Here is a 24526-nt window from a genome sequence, read left to right on the forward strand (position 1 = left end):
GTAGGGAATAAGATGGTTTCAACATTTCACGGATTAGAGGTTGGGAAGCGCGGATTAATGATGGGGCAGGCAAGAATTGCAACAACAGGTCACAATATTGCCAATGCAAATACCAGAGGCTACTCACGCCAACAAGTGAATGCATCCACTTCCCCTTTTCTAAACATTTGGACAAGTGGTACGGTCAACCCCGGCCAACTTGGTACTGGGGTCTCATTGGACTCCATTACTCGTGTGAGAGACAAGTTTTTAGACGGAAAATTTCGTGAGCAATACGCAAAACTAGGTGAAGCATCCGTCAAACAAGAAACACTTGATCAACTTGAAACGATTATCAATGAACCAAGCGAAACGGGATTAGGTTCTTCAATGGATCAACTGTGGGGAGCTTGGCAAGACTTGGCGAATGATCCGGATAGCCTTTCCGCTAAAGCAGTAATCAAAGAAAGAGCACAGGCTTTCATCGATACCGCGCAAGCTATGGATAGTGCAATGACAGGTGCTAAAGCGGACTTGGATAACCAATTGACTGCGAAAATTAAAGAAGCGAACGGTTATTTGGAGCAAATTGCCCAGTTGAACGACAGCATCAAACGCAATGGTACGCAGGCGAATGATTTATTGGATAAGCGAGATGTACTTGTTGAAGAACTATCGAAAATTGTGGATATTAAAGTTGCCGACCAAACAGACGGAACTTATAAAATCAGCTTAAGCTCTGGTGAAACACTAGTTGATGGATCAGCTGTTAATGAGCTTGCCACTGTAGCTGATAGTGATCCAACTACTACTGAAGTTATTGTTAGTGATTTAGTCGGAGGCGAATTATCCGGTATCCTTAAATCAATAGATACGGTTGATGAGTACCAAGCGAACCTGAACAAAATTGTCAATGATTTTGTCCAGGCAAACCAGATGTCATCAACGGATCCCAACGTACCTGGAGAAAATCTATTCAGCGGGAATACGATTGCTTCACTTAAAGTTAATCCGTTAATTGAATCTGATAGTAGCCAAATTACTTCTTTGATTCCGGGCAATGAGCAAAAATACAAGAGCGTAAACAATGAATACCGAGCGCTTGTTAGTGAACTTGGTGCTGAAAGCCAAACGGCCATCCGGAATATGGCAAACTATGAAGCAACCTTGCTAGCGACAGATAGCCGTCGTCAATCGATAACGGGTGTTTCACTAGATGAAGAAATGGCTAATTTAGTTCAGTACCAACATTCATATAGTGCTGCAGCAAGAATGATTTCAACGACGGATCAGATGCTCGATACAATCATCAACCGCATGGCTGCACGTTGATGAAGCGCATGGGAGGAAAATGATGATGAGAGTTACACAGCAAATGTTACATCAAAATTCAGTTCGCCATATGAATCAGAACTTGAGTCGACTGGAAAAAACCAATAATCAAGTGACGACAGGCAAACAGCTACACCGCCCATCTGATGATCCGAATGGCGTAAGTAAGGCAATGAACCTGAAAAGTGCACTTGTTGCTAATGATCAATTTGAACGTAATACCAATGAAGCTAACCTTTGGTTGGATGAATCAGGTCAGACGATTAACGAAATGGTTAATGCCATGCAGAAAGTACGTGAACTAGGAGTCCAAGGAGATAGCGGGACTCTTACGGATTCTGATCGTAATATCATTGCAATAGAAGTGGAAGAATTGACCGAGCAAATTCGTCAATTTGCTAATTCAAAAGTAAACGGCAAATATATATTCAATGGTTTAAAAACGGATGAGCCTCCTTATCCCAATAAAAATTCCTATCAAAATGATACATTTGATACGAGTGCCAAAATGTTTACGATTGCAGATGGCGTAGCAGTAAAAGCAAATGTCACTGCCGATGAGTTATTTGGAAATGCTGCTGATAATACCAATCTGTTTAACACATTGAATTTACTGGCTTCAGATCTTCGTTCGGGTTCTGACATTCAGATGGATCAAATCGATAAAGGCATCAATCGAATGTTAACTGTAGCTTCAGAAGCGGGCGCAAGAAAGAATCGCGTTGAAGGAATTGAAAACCGGATTCAAGACAGCAATATTGAACTTAAGTCCATGTTATCAAAGCTGGAAGATGCGAATTATGCAGAAGCCGTTACGAAGTTGAAAAGTGAAGAGAGTGTATATCAGGCAAGTCTTGCTGCTTCAGCAAAAATCATTCAGCAAACTTTGATGGACTTTCTAAGATAAAGAATAAGGAGCATTCGCCATATGGGTGAGTGCTTTTTCAGCTTGTTGACAAAAGAATATTAATCAAAAAAAAAGTATAAAAATTCGCATTCTTATCTTTTGCACTCTATCGAAAAAGATTATGGTCGGCTATTTCTTTCGCTTTCCGCGGACGAAACGCTAGCCTCCTCGGCTCAGCTGTCTATGACAGCTGAGCCTGTGGGGTCTAGCTTATTTCGTTTTTCCGCAGGAGTCTTCAGAAATAGCCGACCATCTTACTAATGAAATAATATGAAGAGATACGCAAACAGAAGCGAAATCCGTTGATTGGAGTGGAGGCGGCGGAAAACCCCACAGGAAACGAATAGTGCAAGTGTAAGTTTGCACTATTCGTTTGCGACGAAGCTAGCGAAGCGATCCAACGTACTTTCATGTTTCGAAGCTAGCGAAGCGATGCAGAAACAGAAACAGGAGCAATGTATACTGCGTCGAGTAACCGCAGGCGCACCGGTTTTTCTAGTGACAAGGAGACTAAAGCCGTGCCCGCGAAACGCGTCCGCCGCAAAGGAAATCAACATTTTCTTGCATACGTTCTTTTTCATTAGTATACAGTTATATTCACTCTTTTTATTTTTTGTCTACAGTCTATAAGGAGCATTCGCCATATGGTAAGTGCTCCTTTTTTGCATTTACATATTGGGTGAACGAAAATAAAACTTCATAGGAAAATCAAACAAAAGAAAAAAGGATGGGATTAATGACAAAGTCATTAAACCCATCCTTCTATTTAACTTATGATTTTATCGTATTGACCAAGCCCATCATATCATCCGCAAATGATATCGCTCTTCCTTGGGATTGCAGCAATCGTTGAGTAGAAATTAATTCGGTCATTTCATCAGTCAAATCAACATTGGACATTTCGAGTGCCCCTTGCGTGATTCGGAACGAACCATCATTGTTTCCAATTTGCAGGGTACCGTTTGCTACTTGATTTGCTTCCGTTCCAGGAAGTTGATAACGGTTGGCTCCGATTTTTTCGAGAAGATTCGGCCTGTTAATTTGGGCGATGCTCAACTGGATTTGGGTTGGCTGTTTTGAAGGATTCCGATAAGACAATTCAAGTGTTCCGTTTTCCGTTACTTTGATGTTGTTATAATCTCCATCAAAAACAATCGGGCGGTTATTGCTATCGAGAACAGAGTCTCCAGAAGACGTGACCAAGTTTACTTGGTTAGAATTCAGGACTGGCTGAACTTGAAATGATCCATCTTTTGTATAGTAAGTTTTTCCTTCGGAAGCCACGCGGAAAAATGCATCATTTCCCTGAATCATGAAATCAAGAGGGCGATCTGTTTTTTTCATGGACCCTTGTTCAGTCCGAATCGACGTCTGGGTAATGATTGCACCAGAACCAACTCGAAGACCGTTCGGCGTGATTCGGCCAATTTCGTTGTGAGTTCCGGCTTGCTTTACAATGGATTGGTAAAGGGCATCTGAAAAGTTCGCTTCCTGACGTTTGTACCCGTTTGTATTTAAATTGGAAATATTATTAGCAATGATATCAATTTTTTTCTGCAATTCACGCATGGATGTTGTGGCGGAATTCATTTGGATACTCATGTATTCATACCTCCTTAGTAAATACGGCCAATCTCATTGACTGCTTTTTCCATGCTGCGGTCATATGCCTGTATGACTTTTTGATTCGATTCGAAACCTCGATAAGTGTTCATCATTTCCGTCATTGTTTGAGTCAGATCCACATTGGATTGTTCGATAAATCCTTGTTTGACGAAGGGGCCGGTTAAGCCTGTACCTTCAATGGACTGAGGACCTTCTGCCGGATTTCCTTCCCAGCGTAATAATCCCTGACCCTGTTTAACTAATTGTTCAGGCTGTTCGGTATACCCAAGCCATAGACGATTTGTAGCGGAACCATTTTGTAGAATAATCTGGCCATCTTCTTGAACTGTAAATTCTTTTGAGTTCACTTGGATAGGTTGCAAGTTTTGATTCAAGACATTGTAACCGTCACTCGTTTTTAGGAAGCCGTTTTGATCAACTGAAAATTGTCCATTTCGTGTATACCGGACTTGGTCATTTTCCAGTCCAACTGCAAATACAAGAGACCCCTTTTTTTGAGTGACCGGATTCACGGGCAAACTTTCATCAAGAAGAGCAAAGTCTGTTGTATTTCCTGTGTCTTTTAGTGGTCCTTGAAGAAATGAAGGAATTCCTTCCTGTGTATATACGCCTGTATTTAAAGTGCCCACAGTGGATTGACCCATTTTCATGGTACCGCCAGTCGTGCTTTTCATTTCCATTGCTTTTATCAATTGTTCAGGAAACGCACGCAAGACATTTTGATCTTGTTTAAATCCAGGAGTACTCGCATTGGCTAAATTATTTGTCAAAATTTGTTGTTTTCTGTTATTTGCCATCATACCTGATGTGGCAGTATATAAACCACGAAACATGCCTTTTTTCTTCCTTTCAAACGCGATAGGGTTGATTATGCGTTAGCATAACACGAAGTTGACAGAAAATATAGGTCAATATTGTAAATTAAGGTAAACAAAATACAACGAAAAATAAAAATATACAAATAGACGAAAATGTGAGATTATATTTTTGGTACAATTATTACTAAAATATGACGAAATATGACACGATATGACAATTAGATTAAAATGTAGAGTTTTTATCATACCGATAACGGCAAACTTATTCGAAAGATAAGGACGCAAAGCCACGGGCCTAAGTGAAATCGATAGGGCAGCCGGGTTACCGAAGATGGAAGCTTTTAAAGTTATCCACCTTTAATTAAAGGTGGATTTTTATATGGACCAAACACTTAAACATGGGGGGTTAAAAGATGAAACTATTTCCTCAATCTTTTCAGTCATTGGAGCAGGCATTATCAAATGCCACATTAAAGCAACGAGTTCACTCGGCTAATATCGCAAATGTCGATACACCCAATTACAAGAGCAAGCAAGTGAGTTTCAAGTCTACATTGAATGATGCAATCAATAACCAAAGCATGTCCAGTTACAAAACAAATGCAAAACATATTTCTTTCAGCAGTGAATCGTCTAATTTTAATCCGACCATAAAAGAAAATAAGTCCACACAATTCAATCCTAATGGAAACAATGTAGATATGGACTATGAAATGGCAGAGTTAGCCAAAAATCAACTATGGTATAACGCCGTAACGGAAAGAGTGAACGGCAAATTCAACAGTTTACGAACAGTAATCAATGATGGGAGGTAGCAGTTATGAGCTTATTTAATGGTTTTAATATCAGTGCATCAGGGTTAACGGCGAATCGTATGCGAATGGACGTTGTTTCTTCAAATATTGCCAATGCCAACACGACTCGTTCGCAACTTGTAAACGGCGAATGGGTACCGTATCGTCGGAAATCTGTGGAGTTATCACAAAGCGGGGTATCACCATTTCAACAGCAACTTCAGTCGGCAATGAATAATCAGTCTTCTAAAGTTTCGGGAGTTACTGTTTCAAAAATTGATGAAGATAAAGCACCATTTACACTTTCCTATGATCCTTCTCATTCTGATGCTGACGAGAACGGGTATGTTCGTTTGCCAAATGTTGATCCGATAAAAGAAATGGTCGATCTCATGTCTGCAACACGTTCATACGAAGCGAATATTACAGCATTGAACGCTTCAAAGAATATGTTCATAAAAGCTTTGGAGATTGGTAAATAATCTATCAGATTGCTAGGGAGGCACTATGGATAAATTAAGCTTGATTCAAACACCATTTATACAAAACCAATCAATCTCAAAACAAAAGCCTGAAGATAAGGTGGAAGGTTTTGGTCAACTATTTAAACAAAAGCTCGAAGAAGTAAACACCGCACAGAACACATCGGATAAACTGACCAACCAATTGGTAACGGGTGAAGTAAAGGATGTCCATGAAGTGATGATTGCTTCACAAAAGGCAAGTCTTTCTTTGCAACTTACCGTTCAAGTACGAAACAAGGTTGTTGAAGCTTACCAAGAAGTGATGAGAATGCAACTATGATTTTTAGGATGAGATGAGATAAATGAAAGAAAAAATATTGGTTTATAAAAACAAAATAATAGAATCATGGGGCAGTTTTTCTCCAAAAATAAAATGGTCTGTGGCCGGCACATTTTTTATCACATTACTTTTACTTTTTGTATTTGTTTTTTTAAACTCCCGCCCGAGTTTTGCGGCGCTATATACTGGTTTGTCTCCCTCAGAGGCTGGTGAAATCAAGACGGCAATCGAAGAGCAAGGAATTCCAGTACAAGTTTCATCTGATGGGAAGTCTATCAGTGTGCCGAATGAAGAAGTGGCCAACTTAAAAGTTAGTTTGGCAGCGGACGGCATTCCGAAAAGCGGGAACGTAAACTACAGCATCTTCAGTGAAAATATGGGGTTGGGAATGACAGATCGTCATTTTGATGTAGTGGAACGAGACGCAATGCAAAATGAACTTGCTGATTTGGTTAAGCAAATTGATGGCGTAACTGAAGCAAACGTAATGATCACACTTCCAAAAGAAAATGTTTGGATATCGGATGAAGAACAAGTGGCAACGGCATCTGTTGTTGTAAAAGGTGATCCATCCTTTCAACTAGATCAGAAGCAAGTCAATGGTCTGTATCATCTAATCAGTAAAAGTGTACCCAATTTGCCTCAAGAAGAAATTGTCATAATGGATCAAAATGGTCAGGTTTTCGAGATTCAAAAAGAAAACCAACTGGATACGGCCTTATCTGTCTATCAACAGCAACGGGAAATCAAAAAGGATATTGAACGAGATATTCAGCGTGAACTGCAACAAATGCTGGGATTGACACTGGGACATGACAAAGTGGTCGTGTCAGTCATGACAACGATTGATTTCACCAAGGAAAAGCGGGAAGAAAACCTGGTTGAAGCCGTGGATAAAGAAAAGAATGAAGGCATCGATATCAGTGTAGAAAGAATTGTAGAGTCCTATTCGAGTGAAGGGGCGGCTATTGCTGATGCAACTGGGACTGGAGAGACTGAAATCGCCAATTACCCAGGGGTTGATGGTGAGGGGAATTCGAAATCCGATAAAACGGAAGAACGTATCAATCGTGAAGTCAATCGAATCAACCGCCAAATTGAATTGAGTCCATATGTCATAGATGACATAACAATCAATGTTGGAGTTGAACCTCCCAATCCTGAAAATCCGGATAGCTTAACACAACAAAATATAGATGATATCAGCAATCTCTTGAAAAACACGGTAAGTACTTCATTAAGCATGAATGGAACGCAAGTGACGGAAGAAGCGCTGGATGACCGTATATCAGTATTCGCAACGGAGTTCCAAGGAAAACCTGTGGTTGACGGTGAAGCACAGGGTGAATCTTTGTTGTCAATGAACAATATCTCGAACCCACTGTTTTGGATTATCGTTGGGGGTGTTGTCCTACTTCTGATTCTGATAGTTTTAATCTTCATAATCCGTAAAAGGAAGCGTGAACGCATGGAGGAAGAAGAAGAATATGTTCTTGATATGTTTAATCAACCTATCGAAAAAGTCAGCAACTTTGAAGAAGCTGAGGTTGACCTATCCGAGTTCAATACAAAAGCAAATCCTAAGAGAAAAACGATTGAAAAGCTTGCTACAGGTAGACCTGAAGACTTTGCTAAATTGTTACGCTCTTGGATGGCAGATGAGTAGGAGGGTGACACATGGCTAAAAATGCAAGAGAGCTAAGTGGGATACAAAAAGTTGCCGTATTGTTAGTGGGATTGGGACCGGACGTGTCTGTGGAAATTTTTAAACAGTTGACGGAACAAGAAATTGATCAAGTAACAATGGAAATTTCAAATATACGACAATTAAAAAACAGTCAAACAGAACAGGTAATCGATGAATTTTATGAAATGATTCTTGCCCAAGATTATATGAATGAAGGCGGCCTGGAATATGCAAAGGATATTCTTGAAAAAGCGCTAGGTAAAGAAAAGGCAATGGATGCAATTGGCAGATTAACGAGCAGGTTGCAAGTTAAACCGTTCAGTTTCGCAAGAAGAGCAGATCCGAATCAAATCTTGAATATTTTACAGCATGAACATTCACAAACGATTGCACTAGTACTATCGTATTTGGAACCAAAGCAATCATCGCAAATCCTTTCTGCACTGCCTCCTGAAAAGCAAGCAGAAGTAGCAAGGAGGATTGCCTTAATGGAGAGTACTTCGCCTGAGGTTATTCATCAGGTTGAACAAATTCTTGAGAGAAAGCTTTCGGCTACTGGATCACAAGATTACACATCTACCGGTGGTGTAGAAGCAATTGTTAGAGTGCTAAGTAAAGTGGATCGTGGTACCGAGAAAGCTATTCTTTCTAAGCTGGAAACCGAAACTCCTGATCTTGTTGCAGAAATCAAGAAGCGGATGTTTGTATTTGAAGACATCGTGAACTTGGATACACGTGCCATTCAACGTGTCATTCGTGAAGTTAATGATGCAGATTTAACTTACGCATTGAAAGTAGCAAGTGATGAAGTGAAGGATACGGTTTATACCAATATGTCTACAAGACGGGCAGATCAGATTCGCGAAGAAATTGGATTAATGGGTCCTGTGAAACTCAAAGATGTAGAAGACGCACAAACAAACATTGTTACGTTGATTCGTAGTTTAGAAGAAAAAGGCGAAATCATCGTGGCCCGTGGTGAAGGGAATGAAGTGATTGTCTAATATCATTCGCTCGCATTCGCTCCCGACCAATGAAAAGAAAATAATTCATACAAAAAAAATAGAAAGCAAAACATTGGACTTGAATGAACAAGAACTCGATCCAGTTTTGCAGAAGAAACAGTTGTTAATGGAAATCGAATCATTGGAAACACAGTACGGAGATCTTCAGAAGCAAATGAATAATGAAATGGAAAGTGCCCGAACGGAAATTGAACACTGGTGGTCAGAAAAGCAAGATGAAGCCGTGCAGGAAGCTAGAAGAATGGCAGAAGCAGCATCTGAACAAGGTTTTCAAGCGGGTTTTGAGCAGGGCAAGCTGTTAGCGGAAGAAGAATTCCGGCAAAGACGCGAGGAAATGCATGTATTGATAGAGACGGCTTACGAAGAAAAGGCAAAAATTGTTCAGGAATCTGAGTCGTTTTTATTGTCACTCAGCGTTAGAGTAGCTGAGAAAGTTATCAAAAAAGAATTGAAGCAGCATGATGACCAGTTACTGAACGTCGTAAAGCAAGCCTTAAAGCATATAGAAGAGTCAGAAGATGTCACTATGCAAGTATCGCTTGAAGATTATCCGATAATTTTACCGTTTCTCGAAGAGTTAAAGACCTATGTAAAAGCTGACTCAGAGTTTAAATTGGTTCCGGTTGCCAACCTTTCCAAAGGTGGCTGTATGATTCATACGGCAAGTGGTTCTTATGATGTCACGATTGACAGTCAGCTGCAGGAGATTAAAAAGCACTTACTGGCTTATTGTGAGGAGAAAACCAACGATGAACCTAAGGGAAGATGAGTACCTCGAATTATTGGAAGAGATTGAGCCAGTAAAAAAGCATGGGAAAGTGATTCAAGTTATCGGTCTGACCATTGAATCAAGAGGACCATATGCAAAAATTGGAGAACTTTGTCTGTTGTATCCGAACCACTATGAGCGGCCAATTGAAGCTGAAGTGGTCGGCTTCAAAGAAAACAAAATTTTACTTATGCCGTTGAAGGACGTATCTCAAATAGGTCCAGGATGCCTGGTTGTTGCAACCGGATATCCACTCCAAATCAAAGTGGGACCATCCATTTTAGGAAAAGTTCTCGATGGAACGGGCCAGCCGTTGGATGAAAACATACTTCCGAAAGGGTTGAAGAAATATTCAACCAATAATACACCACCGAATCCATTGAAAAGACCGAGAATCGATAAACCATTGGAAGTTGGTGTAAGAGCCATTGATGGACTATTGACAGTTGGACAAGGCCAGCGCGTTGGTGTGTTTGCAGGAAGTGGCGTCGGAAAAAGTACATTGCTTGGTATGATTGCCCGTAATACAGAAGCTGACGTCAATGTAATTGCCCTGATAGGTGAGCGGGGCAGGGAAGTTCGAGATTTCATTGAACGCGACCTTGGTCCTGAAGGGTTAAAAAAATCGGTCGTCGTTGCGGCAACTTCCGATCAGACGCCATTACAACGAATAAAAGGTGCTATGACGGCTACAGCCATTGCGGAATATTTCCGTGATCAAGGAAAAAACGTCATGTTGATGATGGACTCGGTGACACGCTTTGCTATGGCACAACGTGAAGTGGGACTAGCAGTTGGCGAGCCACCAACAAGTAAAGGATACACACCAAGTGTTTTTGCACTGCTGCCAAAATTACTGGAACGTTCCGGAACGTCTAACAAGGGTTCGATTACCGCTTTCTATACAGTGCTGGTTGATGGGGACGATATGAACGAACCAATTGCCGATGCTGTCCGAGGTATTCTAGATGGGCATATTGTATTGGATCGGAAAATAGCTCAAAAAGGTCAATTCCCTGCAATCAATATTATGTCGAGTGTCAGTCGGGTCATGCATGATGTTGTATCGGATGAGCACCAGAAGGCAGCTGTTGAATTCAAAAGATTGTTGGCAGCTTATGATGCATCGGAAGATCTGATTAATATCGGCGCTTACAAAAGCGGGGCCAACAAAGAAATAGATGATGCCATCCGTTCCTATCCACTGATTAAAGAATTCTTGCAACAAGATATTTATGAAAAGACAAAGCTGGAAGAGAGTATCGACCGGCTAACAGCGCAATTTGGGGGAGCACAGACGTGACGCAATTCAACTTTAGATTTCAAAAAATATTGGATTTAAAAGAGAATGAAAAAGGCTTGGCGCAAATGGAAATGGCGGATGCCATCAAACAACAAGAAATAGGCCATCGAAAAAAAGAAGCAATCCATAAAAAAATTATGGATGCAGAACGTTTGAAAAAAGAAAAACAGCAGGATGGAGTCAACATTTCGGAATTAAGAATGTTGGTCAATTATATCCATCAACTTCAGGAGCTATTGATTTCCTTGAATCGCGAACTGGAGCATTTGCAGAACAATGTGTCGAGAAAACAAACTCATTTGCAAATGAAAGCTCAAGAAGAAAAGACATGGGGAAATCTAAAGCAACAAGAACTTACTATATATGTTGAGCAAAGCAAAATGGCAGAACAGAATTTCTTCGATGAATTGGCCAGTACAAGGTTTTACCGAACAACACAAGCAAGTTTAGCTGAAGGGTGATGAAAAAATGGAAACTATGAGTTTATCTATTCCTTCCAACATTTCAACTTCAAAGCCCATTGCATCAAAACAAAGTAGTGGGTCTGCCACGGTAAATTTCGCTGCACTATTAGGTTCTGTAACTTCAGAAGGACAAAGTGCAAGCGAAGAAAATGTAAATCAACAGGGAGCACTGCTGGAAAAACTTCAGGATATGTTGCAAACCTTGCAGGAAATACCGAAAGAAAATTTGTCACCCGAAGAGCAAGAAATGATGTATGTAATCGTACAGATGCTTTCTCTTCAAACGGTTCAAATAGAAAACCAGCTAAATAGTGTCGAGCCTGGCCAAGTGATGAGTGATTCAGTTCAGGAAAAACTGATAAATCTGCTGAACCAGATCGATCAGGAAATTCAAAAACAATCAACTGTTACTAAATCATTCGAAGCCACTGCAGAACTTGTGGGGGTAGAAGAAAATATTTTAGCTGATCCGAAAAAATTAGAGCAGGCATTTAAACAATTGGTAGCTATTATCCAGCAACTTGATAACGAACAGCAGGCTATTACAGGAAAACAACAGCAAAACGAAGTGGCAAAAATATTCAAACAAATGGACAGTTTTACACAACAACCAACTGACCAAACACAGTTAAATGAACCTCCAAGGAATAATGGACTGATTGTAGACACTTCACGAACACTATCAACACAATCCATTTCACAGCTTCAACAATTGGATGGTAACGCTGCACGAGTGGAACCTGTTCCAACTGAAGTGAATGGACAAGTTTTGACTGGCAATGCATCGGAAGTCGCAAAAGCTAGCCAAGCTCCAACGCGCCCGGAAGCAAGTGCACCACCAGCACCAACTGTTCGTATGTCAAACCTGATTGAAGAGTTAGGTGGGGTGCTGAAAGGTTCTTTCCGTTTGAATGGCACGCAAGAAGGAACGCAAATAAAAGTGAACATCTTTCCAGAACATCTCGGACATCTGGATATTCGTTTGACAGCTTCAGAAGGAAAGATTGCAGCCCAAATTTTCACCAGTAACTTACTGGCTAAAGAAGCGTTGGAACTTCAAGTGAATCAGTTAAGAAATTCATTGCTTCAGCAGGGTGTAACGCTTGATCGTATTGAAATTTCGCAACAGAGTTCGCAGCCATCATTTGGACAACAAAACGCACACCCAGATCAGCGTTTTTCACAACAACAACAACAACAACAGCAACAACAGCAAAAGCAAGGAAACGCATCACACAATAAAAACGGCTATCAACGAATTGAAGAAGAAGCCGCTATAGAACGTTACCATTCGTCAGAGGGATTAATGAAAGTAGATTATACAATATAACGAGGAAGGGGCATTGCAATGAATGTGAATAGTTCTAGCACGGTCAAAATGCCGACGGCAGGCGCAAAAATGCACACAGAGCCACAAAATGGACTTGGTAAAGATGCTTTCATGCAAATCCTTGTGACACAAATGAAGAACCAGAATCCTTTGGAGCCGATGAAAGATACGGAATTCATCGGACAGATGGCTCAGTTCAGCAGTTTGGAACAGTTAACAAACTTGAATCAGGCAATGAATCTGTTTATTGGTCTTCAATGGAGACAGTCACTATCCGAAAATGCTGATTTAATTGGTAACAAGGTGTATTGGGAGCGGGAAGTAAACGGGGAGTTGCAGTCAGGTGAGGGGATTGTCAAGGGACTGGAAATCGTAAATGGGGAGTTAATAGTCGAGCTTGAGGATAACGTCAAGGTTCCAATCGACTCAATCCATCGTATTGAAAAAGAGTCAAAAACAATAAATGAACAGGAAATTGTCTAATCCACAAAAGGGATAAGGCAATATTTGAAAGGGGAAAAACAAATGTTACGTTCAATGTATTCTGGAGTATCAGGTATGAAAGGTTTCCAAACAAAATTAGATGTGATCGGGAACAATATTTCGAATGTAAACACGATTGGATACAAAAAAAGCACAATCAACTTCCAGGATTTATTAAGTCAAAACTTATCAGGCAGTGGTGTTAATTCGATGCAAGTTGGTTTAGGATCAATGACTTCTGCAATCAATGTGATTCATAATCCAGGTTCATTTATGACAACTGGTGTTGGATCAGATGTGGCTATAAATGGCGATGGATTCTTCGTAGTTCAAGATCCAACGGTACCGGCTAATAGTACTGCAGATCGCTATTTGACTAGAGCTGGTAATTTTGTTGTTAATGCACAAGGGAATCTTGTTACTTCACAGGGCTACAATGTAATTGGTAGACGAGAACCTGCCACAAACCCTGCAATCTACGAACCAATTAAGATTGATTCGAATACTTATGAGTCCTTTAGCATCAATCTCTTAGGTGAAGTGGTTGGTAAAGATGCGAATGGAACAGAAACAATAATTGCTTCTATCGCAATTGCACAACCTGACAATCCAGCTGGACTAAATAAATCTGGCGGATCTTTGTATGAATTAACTTCTAAAGCTGATTCACAAACACTGACTCAAATGATTGGAACTGCAACGACAAATAATGTCGAAGTAGGTTCAGGCATGCTCGAAATGTCCAATGTTGATTTGACAGAGGAATTCACAGAAATGATTATCGCTCAACGTGGTTTCCAGGCAAACTCACGTACGATTACTACTTCTGATGAAATCTTACAAGAAGTCGTAAACTTGAAACGATAAAATAGGGAGGGCAGGCTGAGAGGGATGAAGCGTCTCTCCAGCCGCTTTTAACATGATCCAATTAACGAAACTTAATCGAACACCATTTACATTAAATGCTCTTTATATCGAAAGAATTGAATCCACTCCAGATACTGTGGTCACGTTGGGGTCAGGAAAGAAAGTACATGTTTTGGAGTCAGTTGAAGAAGTAACGAATAAAGTGACAGCTTACTACCAAAAATTAAACCTTTTGCCGAGTTTGCAGAAGCCAAACTGGATGGAATGAAGGGAGGACGGTCCTAGTGGATTTCTTATCAGATGAAAATATTGAGACCATTCTATCGTCCTTGAAAAAGGAAGAACCTAAGCCGGTTAAACCTAGCAAGGAAAGAAATGTTAAAACATACGACTTTAAAAAGGCAATGCGTTTTTCACAAGATCAAATTCGAACACTAAATAGAATACATGAAAACTTTGCCCGATTGCTGACATCCTATCTTTCTACACAGCTTCGTACATTCGTGCAGATTTCTGTAACATCTGTTGAGCAATATCCTTATGAGGAATTTATCAATAATGTTCAGAAGAAATCCATTTTGGGTGTTTTTAAAGCGCCACCGCTTCAAGGAAGCATGGTTATGGAATTCTCTCCGGATGTGGTGTATGTCACAGTGGATAGAATGCTTGGTGGACAAGGGAACATCTCCCTAAAAAGCAGCGATTTAACGGAAATTGAAATCAGTGTGATTCAACGGATTTTTGTTAAAGCACTGATCAGTTTTCAAGAAGCCTGGTCGTCTGTAGTAAAACTGTCTCCGGAGTTCAAAGAAATAGAAGTGAATCCTCAGTTCTTAACCATGTTCCCGCCTAATGAAACAGTTATTATAGTAGCATTGCATGCAAAAATTGGTGATGTTGAAGGAATCATCAATATTTGTTTGCCGCATGTAGTGTTGGAGCAAATTTTACCGAAGTTATCCGCTCGCCATTGGTTGGCTAATCAGAAAAAAAACGTGGTCAATCAGGAAGTTGCAGCCTTGGAGAAGAAATTGCAAGCCACGAAACTAAATGTTAAAGCCATATTAGGTCGATCAACGATAGACGTTGGCGATTTTTTGAATCTTAAACGCGGTGATGTCATTCGCTTAAATGAGTCTTACGATGCTCCTGTAACAATATTGGTAGATGATAAACAGAAATTTTTTGCACAACCTGGGGTTTCGAAAGGACGAATGGCTGTGCAAGTAACCGAAGTTCATAGAGAAGGAGATGAATTCGATGAAAACTGATAAGTTATCTCCAGATGAAATCAAAGGTTTACTGGAGCAAAGTGGAACGGACGATGAAACGATTTCCGAGAGTTCCCTATCGAAGCGTGAAATGGAAGCATTGACAGAGTTATTGAATGTATCACTGGGAAGTTCGTCTGCAGTGCTCACCACTCTATTTTCCCAGCAAGTAAGTTTCTCTACTCCAAAACTATCCATCAGACAAAATGATCAGTTATTAACCAATACCAAAGAGCCCTTCATAGTGGTTCTGGGAGAATATGAGGGTGGCATCAACGGCTTACAAATTCTTTCCCTACATGTAGATGATGTTCAGACTATGACAAACCTGATCTATACGGACAGCGAAGAGAATCATATCAGAAAACAATTTCAAGTGGTAGAAGAAGTGGTACAAAAAATGTTTACTTCTGTCTCACAATCAATGACTACAGTACTAGACCAAGAGGTTTCCCATTCCTTGTCATCGATGGACTTGATTGAAACACTGAAAGACTTCCCTGTTGCAAAATTTACTGATGAAAAATGGTTTGTAGAAGCAGATTTCCAACTGAAAATAGGTACTCAGGAAAATATCAGCCTTCAACTATATATTCCTGTCCGCTTGGGGAAACAAGTGGTAGAAATATTAACAGATTTATTGGAAGAAGGAAGTCATCCAGAGGAGACAAAAGAAATGCAATTTCAATCCACTACTCAAACAGATGTAACTACTAAAACGGACGAATCAGGTTCATCACCTAAAATCCAATCTGTTCAGTTTTCAAATTTCGATGAATCCGGCTCCGCACATTCAGAACCGAACAATTTGGACATGTTACTCGACATTCCACTTCAAGTAACGGTTGAACTGGGAAGAACGAAACGAATGGTGAAAGAAATTTTGAGTGTTTCCCAGGGCTCGATTATTGAACTTGATAAATTGGCAGGTGAACCTGTCGATATTTTAATCAATAACAAGTTAATCGCTGTAGGTGAAGTTGTTGTGATTGATGAAAATTTCGGCGTCCGTGTAACAGATATTTTAAGCACAGCAGAGCGTATTTCAAAACTACGATAATGCCGTAAGTAAGGAGTTTGCCAGGTTTGATTCAAAAAAGATATGTAAAAGTACTTGCGATGATTTTACTTTTCACTTTATATGTGATGTTGACCCCGAATTTGGCAAATGCTGCTAAAGATCCGACCGTAAAAGACTGGGCAGAAGACAAAGAAAAGCAGTCCGATGAGCAACTCGAGCCAGTTGTTGATGAGGAGTTAAAGCCTACTCAAGACACTAATCTCGTGACCATCATTATTAAACTTATATTCTATACGTTGTTGATTCTCGTCATGATTTATGGATTGATTAAGTTTTTGGCAGTAAGACAAAAGAAATTCCAACCAAATCAAGCAGTTAAATTAATGGGCGGAACTCCTTTAGGTAACAATAAATCACTTCAACTTGTAAAAGTAGGTGACAAGGTTTATTTACTGGGAGTGGCAGATCAAGTCACATTGATTAAGGAATTTTCAAATACGGATGAGATTAGCAGTATTGAGAATGATTTAGAGCAGCAACCAAATATGTTAGCAAACCCGATCATGAATTTATCGAACTCGATCGTCGATTTTTCGAAAGAAAAGATAAGCAAGCGGTTGGAATCTAAACCTACAAATGGTTTTGAACAATTATTCAAGCAAAGCCTGAATAAACAAAAGAGTAAACAAGACCAACTCAAGCAAGATTTGAACAAAGCAGATGATGAAAAGGAAGGTAAATCAGAATGATGATGACAAACTTCCTTCTTTCACTTAGCATTCCTGGAATCAATTTTGGTACGGATGCGCCGGGAGATGTTTCCATTACATTGCAGATTTTGTTCCTGATGACCATCCTTTCGCTGGCTCCAGGAATCTTGATCATGCTCACTTGTTTTACTCGAATCATCATCGTGTTGTCATTTGTTCGTACCGGTTTAGGGACACAGTCTATGCCACCGAACCAAGTGCTAGTGGGACTAGCCCTGTTTATGACCTTTTTCATTATGACGCCAGTAATTAATGAAGTTAACGAAACTGCCTTACAGCCATATCTGGCGGGGGATCTCGCACAAGAGAAAGCGTTGGATACTGCGGTGATGCCAATTAAGGAATTTATGGCAGAACATACGCGACAAAAAGATCTCGCTTTGTTTTTTAAATACGCTGGTTTGGAAAAGCCAGACAGCATTGAAGATATCCCGTTAACCTCGCTTATTCCGGCGTTTGCCATCAGTGAGTTGAAGACTGCATTTCAAATTGGCTTTGTCATATTTATCCCGTTCTTGATCATCGATATGGTTGTTGCCAGTACGTTAATGGCCATGGGGATGATGATGTTGCCTCCGGTTATGATTTCGTTGCCTTTCAAGATACTGTTGTTTGTTCTGGTTGATGGCTGGTATTTAATTATAGAATCGCTGCTTGTCAGCTTTTAGGGAAGGAAGAAAACGATGACTCCAGATACGGTGATCAAGTTAGCGGAACAATCGATATATATGATCATTATAATATCTGCTCCCATGCTATTAATTGCACTTGCTGTCGGACTGATTGTCAGTGTGTTCCAAGCGATGACACAAATTCAGGAACAGACACTTGCGTTCATTCCGAAAATATTGGCAGTGTTTTTGTCCATCGTGTTGTTTGGACCATGGATGCTGACGATCTTATTGGATTTTACAAGAGATTTGTTCCAACAACTTCCGCAACTAATCGGATAGTGGGATTGATATGAATACTATTTTTGAGATGTACCCATATCTACTGCTGATCTTTGTTCGATTAACTAGTTTTTTCCTCGTTGCGCCTTTATTTTCAATGAAGGGTGTTCCGAACCAATTCAAGATTGGATTGGGGTTTTTCATTTCATTAATTGCTTTATCCGGCATGGACGCTGAAGAAGCACTTCTAATGGATTCCTATTACATCCTGCTGATCATAAAAGAACTTGCAGTAGGCATCGCACTTGGCTTTACAGCAGCATTATTGTTATACACAGTTCAAATAGCGGGGGCATTCATCGATTTTCAGATGGGCTTTGCCATTGCTAGTGTGATGGATCCGCAAACAGGCAGTCAGGTGCCGATTATTGGTCATTTCAAATATATCTTGGCACTGCTTTTTTTATTGACCGTTAATGGACATCATTTAATGCTGGATGGAGTCATGCAAAGCTTCAAGTCATTTCCGGTTGAATCTGTTTCCTTCTCGGCTGATTTTGGTGACATCACTCATTTTTTCACGACATTATTTGTAGAAATGTTCGTCATCGCCTTGCAGATCGCATTACCGATTGTTGGCGCACTGTTTCTGATTGATGTAGCTCTTGGCATTTTAGCCAAGACCGTCCCACAATTAAACATTTTTGCAGTCGGGCTGCCATTGAAGATTTTTGTAGGGTTTATCATGTTATTACTTTCGATGCCCATTTTCTTTTACTTATTACAAATCCTGTTCGAAAAAATAATGGTAAGCATGTCTCAGCTGATTAAGTTGATGGGGGGACCATAAGTGCAAAAAAGATATCCTCTCGACTTACAGTTTTTTGCTTCGGAAAAGACAGAAAAAGCAACACCTCAAAAGAGGCAGGAGTCAAAAAGAAAAGGTCAAGTGGCCAAAAGTGCTGAAGTACCTGCTGCCTTAATTATGCTTGGTGGAATAATGTTGCTCAATTTTTTGGGTGGCTGGATACTGGATCGGCTTCTAGCAATCTTTCAAATCAATTTCACTCAGTATATTGGATGGGAGTGGAGCCCGGAAAATATTCGCACCTTGTTCGAACAAATGACGTTCAATGCAATAATGATCACGGCTCCAATTATGATTATTGCGATGGTATTCGGCTTTTTGGGGAATTACATTCAAGTTGGGTCTCTATTTACGACAGAGCCTCTCAAGATGAAGCTTGAACGTTTGAATCCGATAGAAGGTGCCAAGAAAATCTTTTCCATGCGTGCATTGGTGGAACTATTAAAGTCATTACTTAAAATCGCCATTATTGGCTTTGCCGCTTTTAATGTTTTATGGTCGGCAAAAGAAGAGTTGTTTTTACTCTCACAAAAAAGTATCGGCGATTCCTTGTCATTTATCGGTTCCCTGGTTTTCAAGATGGGGATGGTTGCATCAATTATCTTATTAGTTTTAGCCATAATGGATTACATGTATCAAAAGTATGAATTTGAAAAGGGCATCCGAATGTCTAAGCAAGACATCAAGGATGAATTCAAGAAGGCAGAGGGCGATCCTCTGATTAAATCCAAAATTAAAGAACGACAAAGACAAATGAGCATGAATCGAATGATTCAGGACTTGCCGAATGCAGATGTTCTGATTACAAACCCCACTCACTATGCGATTGCAATTAAGTATGATGCAGAAACCATGGAAGCGCCAATGGTCATTGCAATGGGGAAAGACCATCTTGCCCTGAAAATTAAAGAAAAAGCTAAAGAACTTGAAATTGTGATTATGGAAAATAAACCCCTTGCCCGTGCTCTATACAACCAAGTGGAAATAGGTGACTATGTTCCGGAAGAATTGTTCTTGGCGGTTGCAGAGGTTTTAGCATATATCTATCGCTTAAAAGGAAAGATTAAATGAATTTGTGGGAGGAGGAAACAGCATGAAAATCAAAGATTATCTCGTCTTAGTTTCAGTCATTATGATTGTCGTGATGATGGTTATTCCTCTTCCGCCGATTTTACTGGATTTCTTGATTATGATAAACATCAGTATTTCCTTGACGATTATTTTAGTAGCAATGAATACGAAAGAAGCACTACAATTTTCAATCTTTCCTACGTTACTCTTACTGACAACATTGTTCCGTCTCGGATTAAATGTTTCTACAACTCGATCTATTTTAACCAATCAAACAGGGGGAGAAGTTGTTGAAACGTTCGGTTCATTCGTCGTCGGTGGAAGTCCCGTTATTGGTATATTGGTGTTTTTAATTTTAGTTATTATTCAGTTCTTGGTCATTACTAAGGGGTCAGAACGTGTGGCGGAAGTAGCAGCTCGTTTTACTCTTGATTCTATGCCAGGTAAACAAATGAGTATCGATGCAGACCTTGGAGCAGGAATGATTTCTGACCAGGAAGCTAAAAAACGCAGGGAAAAGGTAAGCCAGGAAGCTGATTTCTACGGTGCCATGGATGGTGCGAGTAAGTTCGTTAAAGGGGATGCGATAGCTGGTATTATTATCGTTCTCATTAATATTATCGGTGGCTTAATCATTGGAGTTGTCGTACACAAACTTCCAATCGGTGAAGCTGCTCAACTATTTACCTTATTATCCATCGGTGACGGTCTGGTAAGCCAAATTCCGGCATTGTTGATTTCTACTGCAGCCGGCATCGTCGTAACAAGAGCCGCTTCAGAAGGGAACTTAGGTTCAGATATTACGAAACAATTATTCGCTTATCCAAAGCTGCTTTATGTGGTGGCAGGAACTCTTTCTTTATTTGCTATTTTCACGCCTATCAGTCCTTTATTGGTGTTTCCAGTTGCTGGGCTTGTGGCGTTCGGAGGCTATAGAATGCAACGCACACTGAATGCCGAAGAAGAGGAAGAGAAAGAAGCTTCAAATGAAGGACAGGAGCTGGAAGGATTGAAAAGTCCTGAAAGTGTTGTTGACCTCCTCCATGTGGATGCCATCGAATTCGAGTTCGGATACGGCTTGATTCCTATTGCTGATAAGAATCAAGGTGGGGATTTATTGGACCGCGTCATTATGATTCGCAGACAATGCGCGATTGAACTTGGCATTGTGGTGCCTGTCATACGAATCCGCGACAATATTCAACTGTTTCCAAATCAATATGTCATTAAGATAAAAGGTAACCGAGTGGCTTCAGGTGAGATTATGCTTGATCACTACTTGGCAATGAGTCCTGGAGTTGATGACGAAAGCATTGAAGGTATTGCGACGGTAGAACCGGCATTCGGGATGCCAGCATTATGGGTCAATGAAGAAATGAAAGAAGAAGCGGAGATGGCAGGATATGCAATTGTCGATCCACCTTCTGTTGTTTCGACCCATCTAACGGAAGTTATCAAGAAACATGCCCACGAACTTATTGGCAGACAGGAAGTAAAAACCTTGGTTGAGAACATAAGAGAAAACTCTCCTGCCGTCATTGAGGAATTGATTCCAAACTTAATGGCAATAGGGGAAGTGCAAAAGGTTCTCATGAAGCTGCTGAAGGAAAAAGTGTCGATCCGAAATTTACTCGTTATTTTGGAAACGTTGGCAGACTACTCACCTCAAACGAAAGATACAGATGTATTGACGGAGTATGTGAGACAAGCTTTATCCAGACAAATCACTTTGCAATATACGAATCCTAATGAGGCATTACAGGTTATTACGGCAGGTGCAAGTCTCGAGAAAAAATTTGCAGAGTCTGTGCATCGTACTGAACAAGGGAGCTACTTATCGATTGACCCAGAAGCTTCACAAACCATTTTTCAAAAGATTTCGGAACAAGTCACTCAGCTTCAACAATCCGGTGTGCAGCCTATATTGCTGACATCGCCTGCAACCCGCATGTATATGCGCCAATTCGTCGAACAATTTGCACCAGATCTTCCTGTCCTTTCTTATAATGAATTGGAACCGGAAGTAGAGATCCAAAGTGTTGGGGTTGTTAATATCTCAGGAGGGGTGGGTAGTTTCTCATGAGGCTGAAAACGTATGTTGTCAATAATATGACCGAGGCCATACCCAAGATCAAAAGAGACTTGGGTCCGGACGCTCTTATTTTAAATACAAAGCAAATTAAAACAGGCGGTTACTTAGGTTTTTTCAAGAAAGCCAAACTTGAAGTAATTGCTGCAGTTGAACCAGCACCAAGTGAATCAAAGCGAGTCGTATCAATCAAGCCTGAGATTCAAGCTTCTGAAAAGGAAATGGACGAGGATCCTGAGTTAAATAAATCAGTAAGTCCGATTGATAAGAATGAGGGAAATCTGGATGAGCTGATGAGTGAACTGAAAAGCCTGAAGCAGTTCATGTTCCAAGTGATTGATGAAGACCGTTTGCCAGAGACGTTAAAAGCACTAAATAAAAAATTAAATGCACAAGGAATTACCGCAGAAGTTCAATCGGAGATAATGGCTAAGCTGATGCTGGTTTTAGAACAGCATCCTAATACCTCTGAAGATAAAATTAAAGCATTGGCTAAAAGAGAAATCATCAAGTTGATCAATGCCCATAAAAAAAGACCGAGCAGAAGAAAAGCAGATATCATTTGTTTTATTGGTCCAACCGGAGTAGGAAAGACCACAACCATTGCTAAAATAGCGGCTGATTATTTGCTGAGTGAAGATAAAAAAGTGGGACTGATTACGTCAGACACCTACCGGATTGCAGCAGTGGAGCAATTAAAAACGTATGCAGGCATTTTGAATATCCCAATCAGAGTAGTGGAATCTTCAGTCGACCTGAGTGCGGCTATAGATGATTTAAGCGGCTGCGATATCATTCTAATGGATACGGCCGGCAGAAACTATCAACAAAAACAGTATATTGATGATCTAAAGCAGATGCTTCCAGACAAGAAGGAAATACAAATTAATTTAGTGTTGAGCCTTACCTCCAAGTACGAGGATATGAAGAAAATCATTGATAATTTCCAAACAATTGTGATGGACCAGCTGATTTTGACAAAAAAAGATGAAACCAGTTCATCTGGTGCCATCTTGAACTTGATTTATCATTACTCAATCCCAATACGATATATTGCCAATGGCCAAAATGTTCCAGACGATATTCTTAACGTAACCCCTGAATTAATAGCAAACTTCGTATTAGAGGAAGATGAAAATGATTGATCAAGCTAAAAAATTAAGGGAAAAAGTGTTGCAAAAGACACCCCAAAAAGAGCGGAGACAAACCCGAATTATTGCCGTCACCAGCGGAAAAGGTGGTGTCGGAAAATCAAACTTCGCACTGAATTTTGCTTTGAGTCTTGTTCAACAAAACAAGAAAGTCCTAATTTTTGACGTAGACCTGGGATTTGCGAATGTCGATGTATTACTCGGCAGATCCAACAAAGAATCCATCGCTACCATGATCGAAAAGGATTTATCTATTTGGGATATTATCGAAGAAGGACCGAATGGCTTGTTATTTATCTCAGGAGGATCGGGATTTAATGAGATGTTCAGCCTGGATGAAACGAAAATGAACAAATTTTTCAGTGAGTTAAGCTCGATACAAGGATCTGTGGATTATATTATTCTGGATACTGGTGCGGGATTATCTTATGAAAATTTACGGTTTATTTTAGCGGCTGATGACGTCATTCTAGTCACTACCCCAGAGCCCACTTCGATAACCGATGCGTATTCCATTGTGAAGATGGTTCACGCGAAGGATACAAATGTACATATTAAACTTATCATCAATCAATGTACGAGTGATAAAGAAGGAAAACAAACAGCCGATAACTTCAAAAAAGTAACCGAGCAATTTTTAAATAAACAAATCGGTACATTGGGGTTTATCCCAAGTGACATAAATATTCCAAATGCCGTCAAAAAACAAATCCCGTTTTTATTGGCTTTTCCAAACTGTCATGCTTCACAGGCTATGCAAAATGTGACAAACGAATTTCTTCAACTTCCTGTTTCTTATAAGCTTGGGATTAAAGGGTTTTTATTGAAAATGCTTTTTAAATAAAAGCAATGTTAAATGTTATTGTTGATATTCCGCAAAACAGCTACGCTTTCCCTCAGGAAAGACATTAGCCGACCTGTATTCGGTCGATGTCTTTGCGACGAGTAACCGCAGGAGCATAGGGGCTTCTACGCTATTTTGCTCCATATATCACTAAATAGTAAGCGATATACTATTACTGTTCTCTTTGATGATTGTAGTGGAAGACGGCGACTCCAGCGGGATAAGCGTGTCCTAGTGTGACCCCGCAGCGTAGTGAGGAGGCTCACGGACCGCCCGCGGAAAGCGTCCGTCTGTTTCTGCATCTCTACGCTAGCTTCGAAACATGAAAGTGCGTTGGAACGGAAATCAACAATATAATTT

The 24526-nt window shown here is 40.2% G+C and carries 26 protein-coding genes and 1 riboswitch; of the genes, 24 read left to right on the forward strand and 2 right to left on the reverse strand.

All coding sequences use genetic code 11. The features are described from left to right. Window positions 1–12: 12 nt before the first annotated feature. Window positions 13–1311, forward strand: a complete 1299-nt coding sequence (flgK, locus tag HMPREF1210_RS14905; protein ID WP_016429523.1) for a flagellar hook-associated protein FlgK — start codon at window positions 13–15, stop codon at window positions 1309–1311. A gap of 22 nt (window positions 1312–1333) precedes the next feature. Then, window positions 1334–2218 (forward strand): flagellar hook-associated protein FlgL, encoded by an 885-nt coding sequence (gene flgL, locus HMPREF1210_RS14910; protein WP_231391165.1) that lies wholly within the window; start codon window positions 1334–1336, stop codon window positions 2216–2218. A 771-nt stretch (window positions 2219–2989) separates the two neighbouring features. Here flgL and HMPREF1210_RS14915 read toward each other — a convergent pair. Together HMPREF1210_RS14915 and HMPREF1210_RS14920 are read right to left on the reverse strand one after the other, a co-directional pair. Further along, the gene (locus HMPREF1210_RS14915) at window positions 2990–3820 is read right to left on the reverse strand and encodes a flagellar hook-basal body protein (RefSeq protein ID WP_016429525.1); all 831 of its coding nucleotides are present in this window, start codon (window positions 3818–3820) and stop codon (window positions 2990–2992) included. Window positions 3821–3834: 14 nt separating this feature from the next. Then, a complete protein-coding gene (locus HMPREF1210_RS14920; protein ID WP_016429526.1) occupies window positions 3835–4677 on the reverse strand; it encodes a flagellar hook-basal body protein in 843 nt (280 codons plus the stop codon). A gap of 230 nt (window positions 4678–4907) precedes the next feature. After that, window positions 4908–4992: riboswitch (cyclic di-GMP riboswitch) on the forward strand. Between the two features lie 83 nt (window positions 4993–5075). On the opposite strand from HMPREF1210_RS14920, the gene flgB reads away from it, so the two are divergent. From flgB to HMPREF1210_RS15030, 22 genes are read left to right on the forward strand one after another with little or no spacing between them, the layout of a single operon-like run. Then, window positions 5076–5477: a flagellar basal body rod protein FlgB gene (gene flgB, locus HMPREF1210_RS14925; RefSeq protein WP_016429527.1), complete on the forward strand. Its 402-nt coding sequence runs from the start codon at window positions 5076–5078 to the stop codon at window positions 5475–5477. A 5-nt stretch (window positions 5478–5482) separates the two neighbouring features. Then, the gene (gene flgC / locus HMPREF1210_RS14930; protein WP_016429528.1) at window positions 5483–5938 is read left to right on the forward strand and encodes a flagellar basal body rod protein FlgC; all 456 of its coding nucleotides are present in this window, start codon (window positions 5483–5485) and stop codon (window positions 5936–5938) included. A 25-nt stretch (window positions 5939–5963) separates the two neighbouring features. After that, window positions 5964–6260 (forward strand): flagellar hook-basal body complex protein FliE, encoded by a 297-nt coding sequence (fliE, locus tag HMPREF1210_RS14935; RefSeq protein ID WP_016429529.1) that lies wholly within the window; start codon window positions 5964–5966, stop codon window positions 6258–6260. A gap of 22 nt (window positions 6261–6282) precedes the next feature. Continuing rightward, window positions 6283–7926 (forward strand): flagellar basal-body MS-ring/collar protein FliF, encoded by a 1644-nt coding sequence (gene fliF, locus HMPREF1210_RS14940; protein ID WP_016429530.1) that lies wholly within the window; start codon window positions 6283–6285, stop codon window positions 7924–7926. A gap of 11 nt (window positions 7927–7937) precedes the next feature. Next, window positions 7938–8951, forward strand: coding sequence for a flagellar motor switch protein FliG (gene fliG / locus HMPREF1210_RS14945; RefSeq protein WP_016429531.1), 1014 nt, complete (start codon window positions 7938–7940; stop codon window positions 8949–8951). Beyond that, window positions 8944–9741 carry a FliH/SctL family protein gene (locus HMPREF1210_RS14950; protein WP_016429532.1) on the forward strand — a complete coding sequence of 266 codons (798 nt, stop codon included), beginning with the start codon at window positions 8944–8946 and terminating at the stop codon, window positions 9739–9741. Before fliG ends, HMPREF1210_RS14950 begins: the two co-directional genes overlap by 8 nt. Next, window positions 9722–11044 (forward strand): flagellar protein export ATPase FliI, encoded by a 1323-nt coding sequence (gene fliI, locus HMPREF1210_RS14955; protein ID WP_016429533.1) that lies wholly within the window; start codon window positions 9722–9724, stop codon window positions 11042–11044. Before HMPREF1210_RS14950 ends, fliI begins: the two co-directional genes overlap by 20 nt. After that, window positions 11041–11505, forward strand: a complete 465-nt coding sequence (fliJ, locus tag HMPREF1210_RS14960) for a flagellar export protein FliJ (protein ID WP_016429534.1) — start codon at window positions 11041–11043, stop codon at window positions 11503–11505. The genes fliI and fliJ overlap by 4 nt, the downstream gene beginning before the upstream one ends. A 7-nt stretch (window positions 11506–11512) precedes the next feature. Further along, on the forward strand, window positions 11513–12838 hold the full coding sequence (locus HMPREF1210_RS14965; protein WP_016429535.1) for a flagellar hook-length control protein FliK: 1326 nt from the start codon (window positions 11513–11515) through the stop codon (window positions 12836–12838). Window positions 12839–12856: 18 nt separating this feature from the next. Then, entirely contained in the window at window positions 12857–13321 is a 465-nt protein-coding gene (locus HMPREF1210_RS14970; RefSeq protein WP_016429536.1) for a flagellar hook capping FlgD N-terminal domain-containing protein, read from the forward strand. 42 nt (window positions 13322–13363) lie between these two features. Next, window positions 13364–14188, forward strand: coding sequence for a flagellar hook-basal body complex protein (locus HMPREF1210_RS14975; protein WP_036660289.1), 825 nt, complete (start codon window positions 13364–13366; stop codon window positions 14186–14188). Window positions 14189–14240: 52 nt separating this feature from the next. Next, window positions 14241–14456 (forward strand): flagellar FlbD family protein, encoded by a 216-nt coding sequence (locus tag HMPREF1210_RS14980; protein WP_036660291.1) that lies wholly within the window; start codon window positions 14241–14243, stop codon window positions 14454–14456. A 16-nt stretch (window positions 14457–14472) separates the two neighbouring features. Beyond that, the gene (gene fliM, locus HMPREF1210_RS14985; RefSeq protein WP_016429538.1) at window positions 14473–15459 is read left to right on the forward strand and encodes a flagellar motor switch protein FliM; all 987 of its coding nucleotides are present in this window, start codon (window positions 14473–14475) and stop codon (window positions 15457–15459) included. Beyond that, window positions 15449–16519, forward strand: coding sequence for a flagellar motor switch phosphatase FliY (fliY, locus tag HMPREF1210_RS14990; RefSeq protein WP_016429539.1), 1071 nt, complete (start codon window positions 15449–15451; stop codon window positions 16517–16519). Before fliM ends, fliY begins: the two co-directional genes overlap by 11 nt. A 26-nt stretch (window positions 16520–16545) precedes the next feature. Further along, window positions 16546–17229, forward strand: coding sequence for a flagellar biosynthetic protein FliO (locus tag HMPREF1210_RS14995; protein WP_016429540.1), 684 nt, complete (start codon window positions 16546–16548; stop codon window positions 17227–17229). Further along, window positions 17226–17918 carry a flagellar type III secretion system pore protein FliP gene (gene fliP / locus HMPREF1210_RS15000; RefSeq protein ID WP_016429541.1) on the forward strand — a complete coding sequence of 231 codons (693 nt, stop codon included), beginning with the start codon at window positions 17226–17228 and terminating at the stop codon, window positions 17916–17918. The genes HMPREF1210_RS14995 and fliP overlap by 4 nt, the downstream gene beginning before the upstream one ends. A gap of 15 nt (window positions 17919–17933) precedes the next feature. Beyond that, window positions 17934–18203 (forward strand): flagellar biosynthesis protein FliQ, encoded by a 270-nt coding sequence (fliQ, locus tag HMPREF1210_RS15005; RefSeq protein WP_016429542.1) that lies wholly within the window; start codon window positions 17934–17936, stop codon window positions 18201–18203. Window positions 18204–18213: 10 nt separating this feature from the next. After that, complete coding sequence (gene fliR, locus HMPREF1210_RS15010) at window positions 18214–18993, forward strand: flagellar biosynthetic protein FliR (RefSeq protein ID WP_016429543.1); 780 nt, start codon at window positions 18214–18216, stop codon at window positions 18991–18993. Further along, window positions 18994–20082, forward strand: a complete 1089-nt coding sequence (gene flhB, locus HMPREF1210_RS15015; protein WP_016429544.1) for a flagellar biosynthesis protein FlhB — start codon at window positions 18994–18996, stop codon at window positions 20080–20082. Between the two features lie 22 nt (window positions 20083–20104). Continuing rightward, entirely contained in the window at window positions 20105–22165 is a 2061-nt protein-coding gene (flhA, locus tag HMPREF1210_RS15020) for a flagellar biosynthesis protein FlhA (protein ID WP_016429545.1), read from the forward strand. Next, window positions 22162–23316 (forward strand): flagellar biosynthesis protein FlhF, encoded by a 1155-nt coding sequence (flhF, locus tag HMPREF1210_RS15025; RefSeq protein WP_016429546.1) that lies wholly within the window; start codon window positions 22162–22164, stop codon window positions 23314–23316. The genes flhA and flhF overlap by 4 nt, the downstream gene beginning before the upstream one ends. Next, complete coding sequence (locus tag HMPREF1210_RS15030; RefSeq protein ID WP_016429547.1) at window positions 23309–24166, forward strand: MinD/ParA family protein; 858 nt, start codon at window positions 23309–23311, stop codon at window positions 24164–24166. The genes flhF and HMPREF1210_RS15030 overlap by 8 nt, the downstream gene beginning before the upstream one ends. The last annotated feature ends 360 nt before the right edge of the window (window positions 24167–24526 follow it).

The sequence above is a fragment of the Paenisporosarcina sp. HGH0030 genome (assembly GCF_000411295.1).
GTDB lineage: Bacteria > Bacillota > Bacilli > Bacillales_A > Planococcaceae > Paenisporosarcina.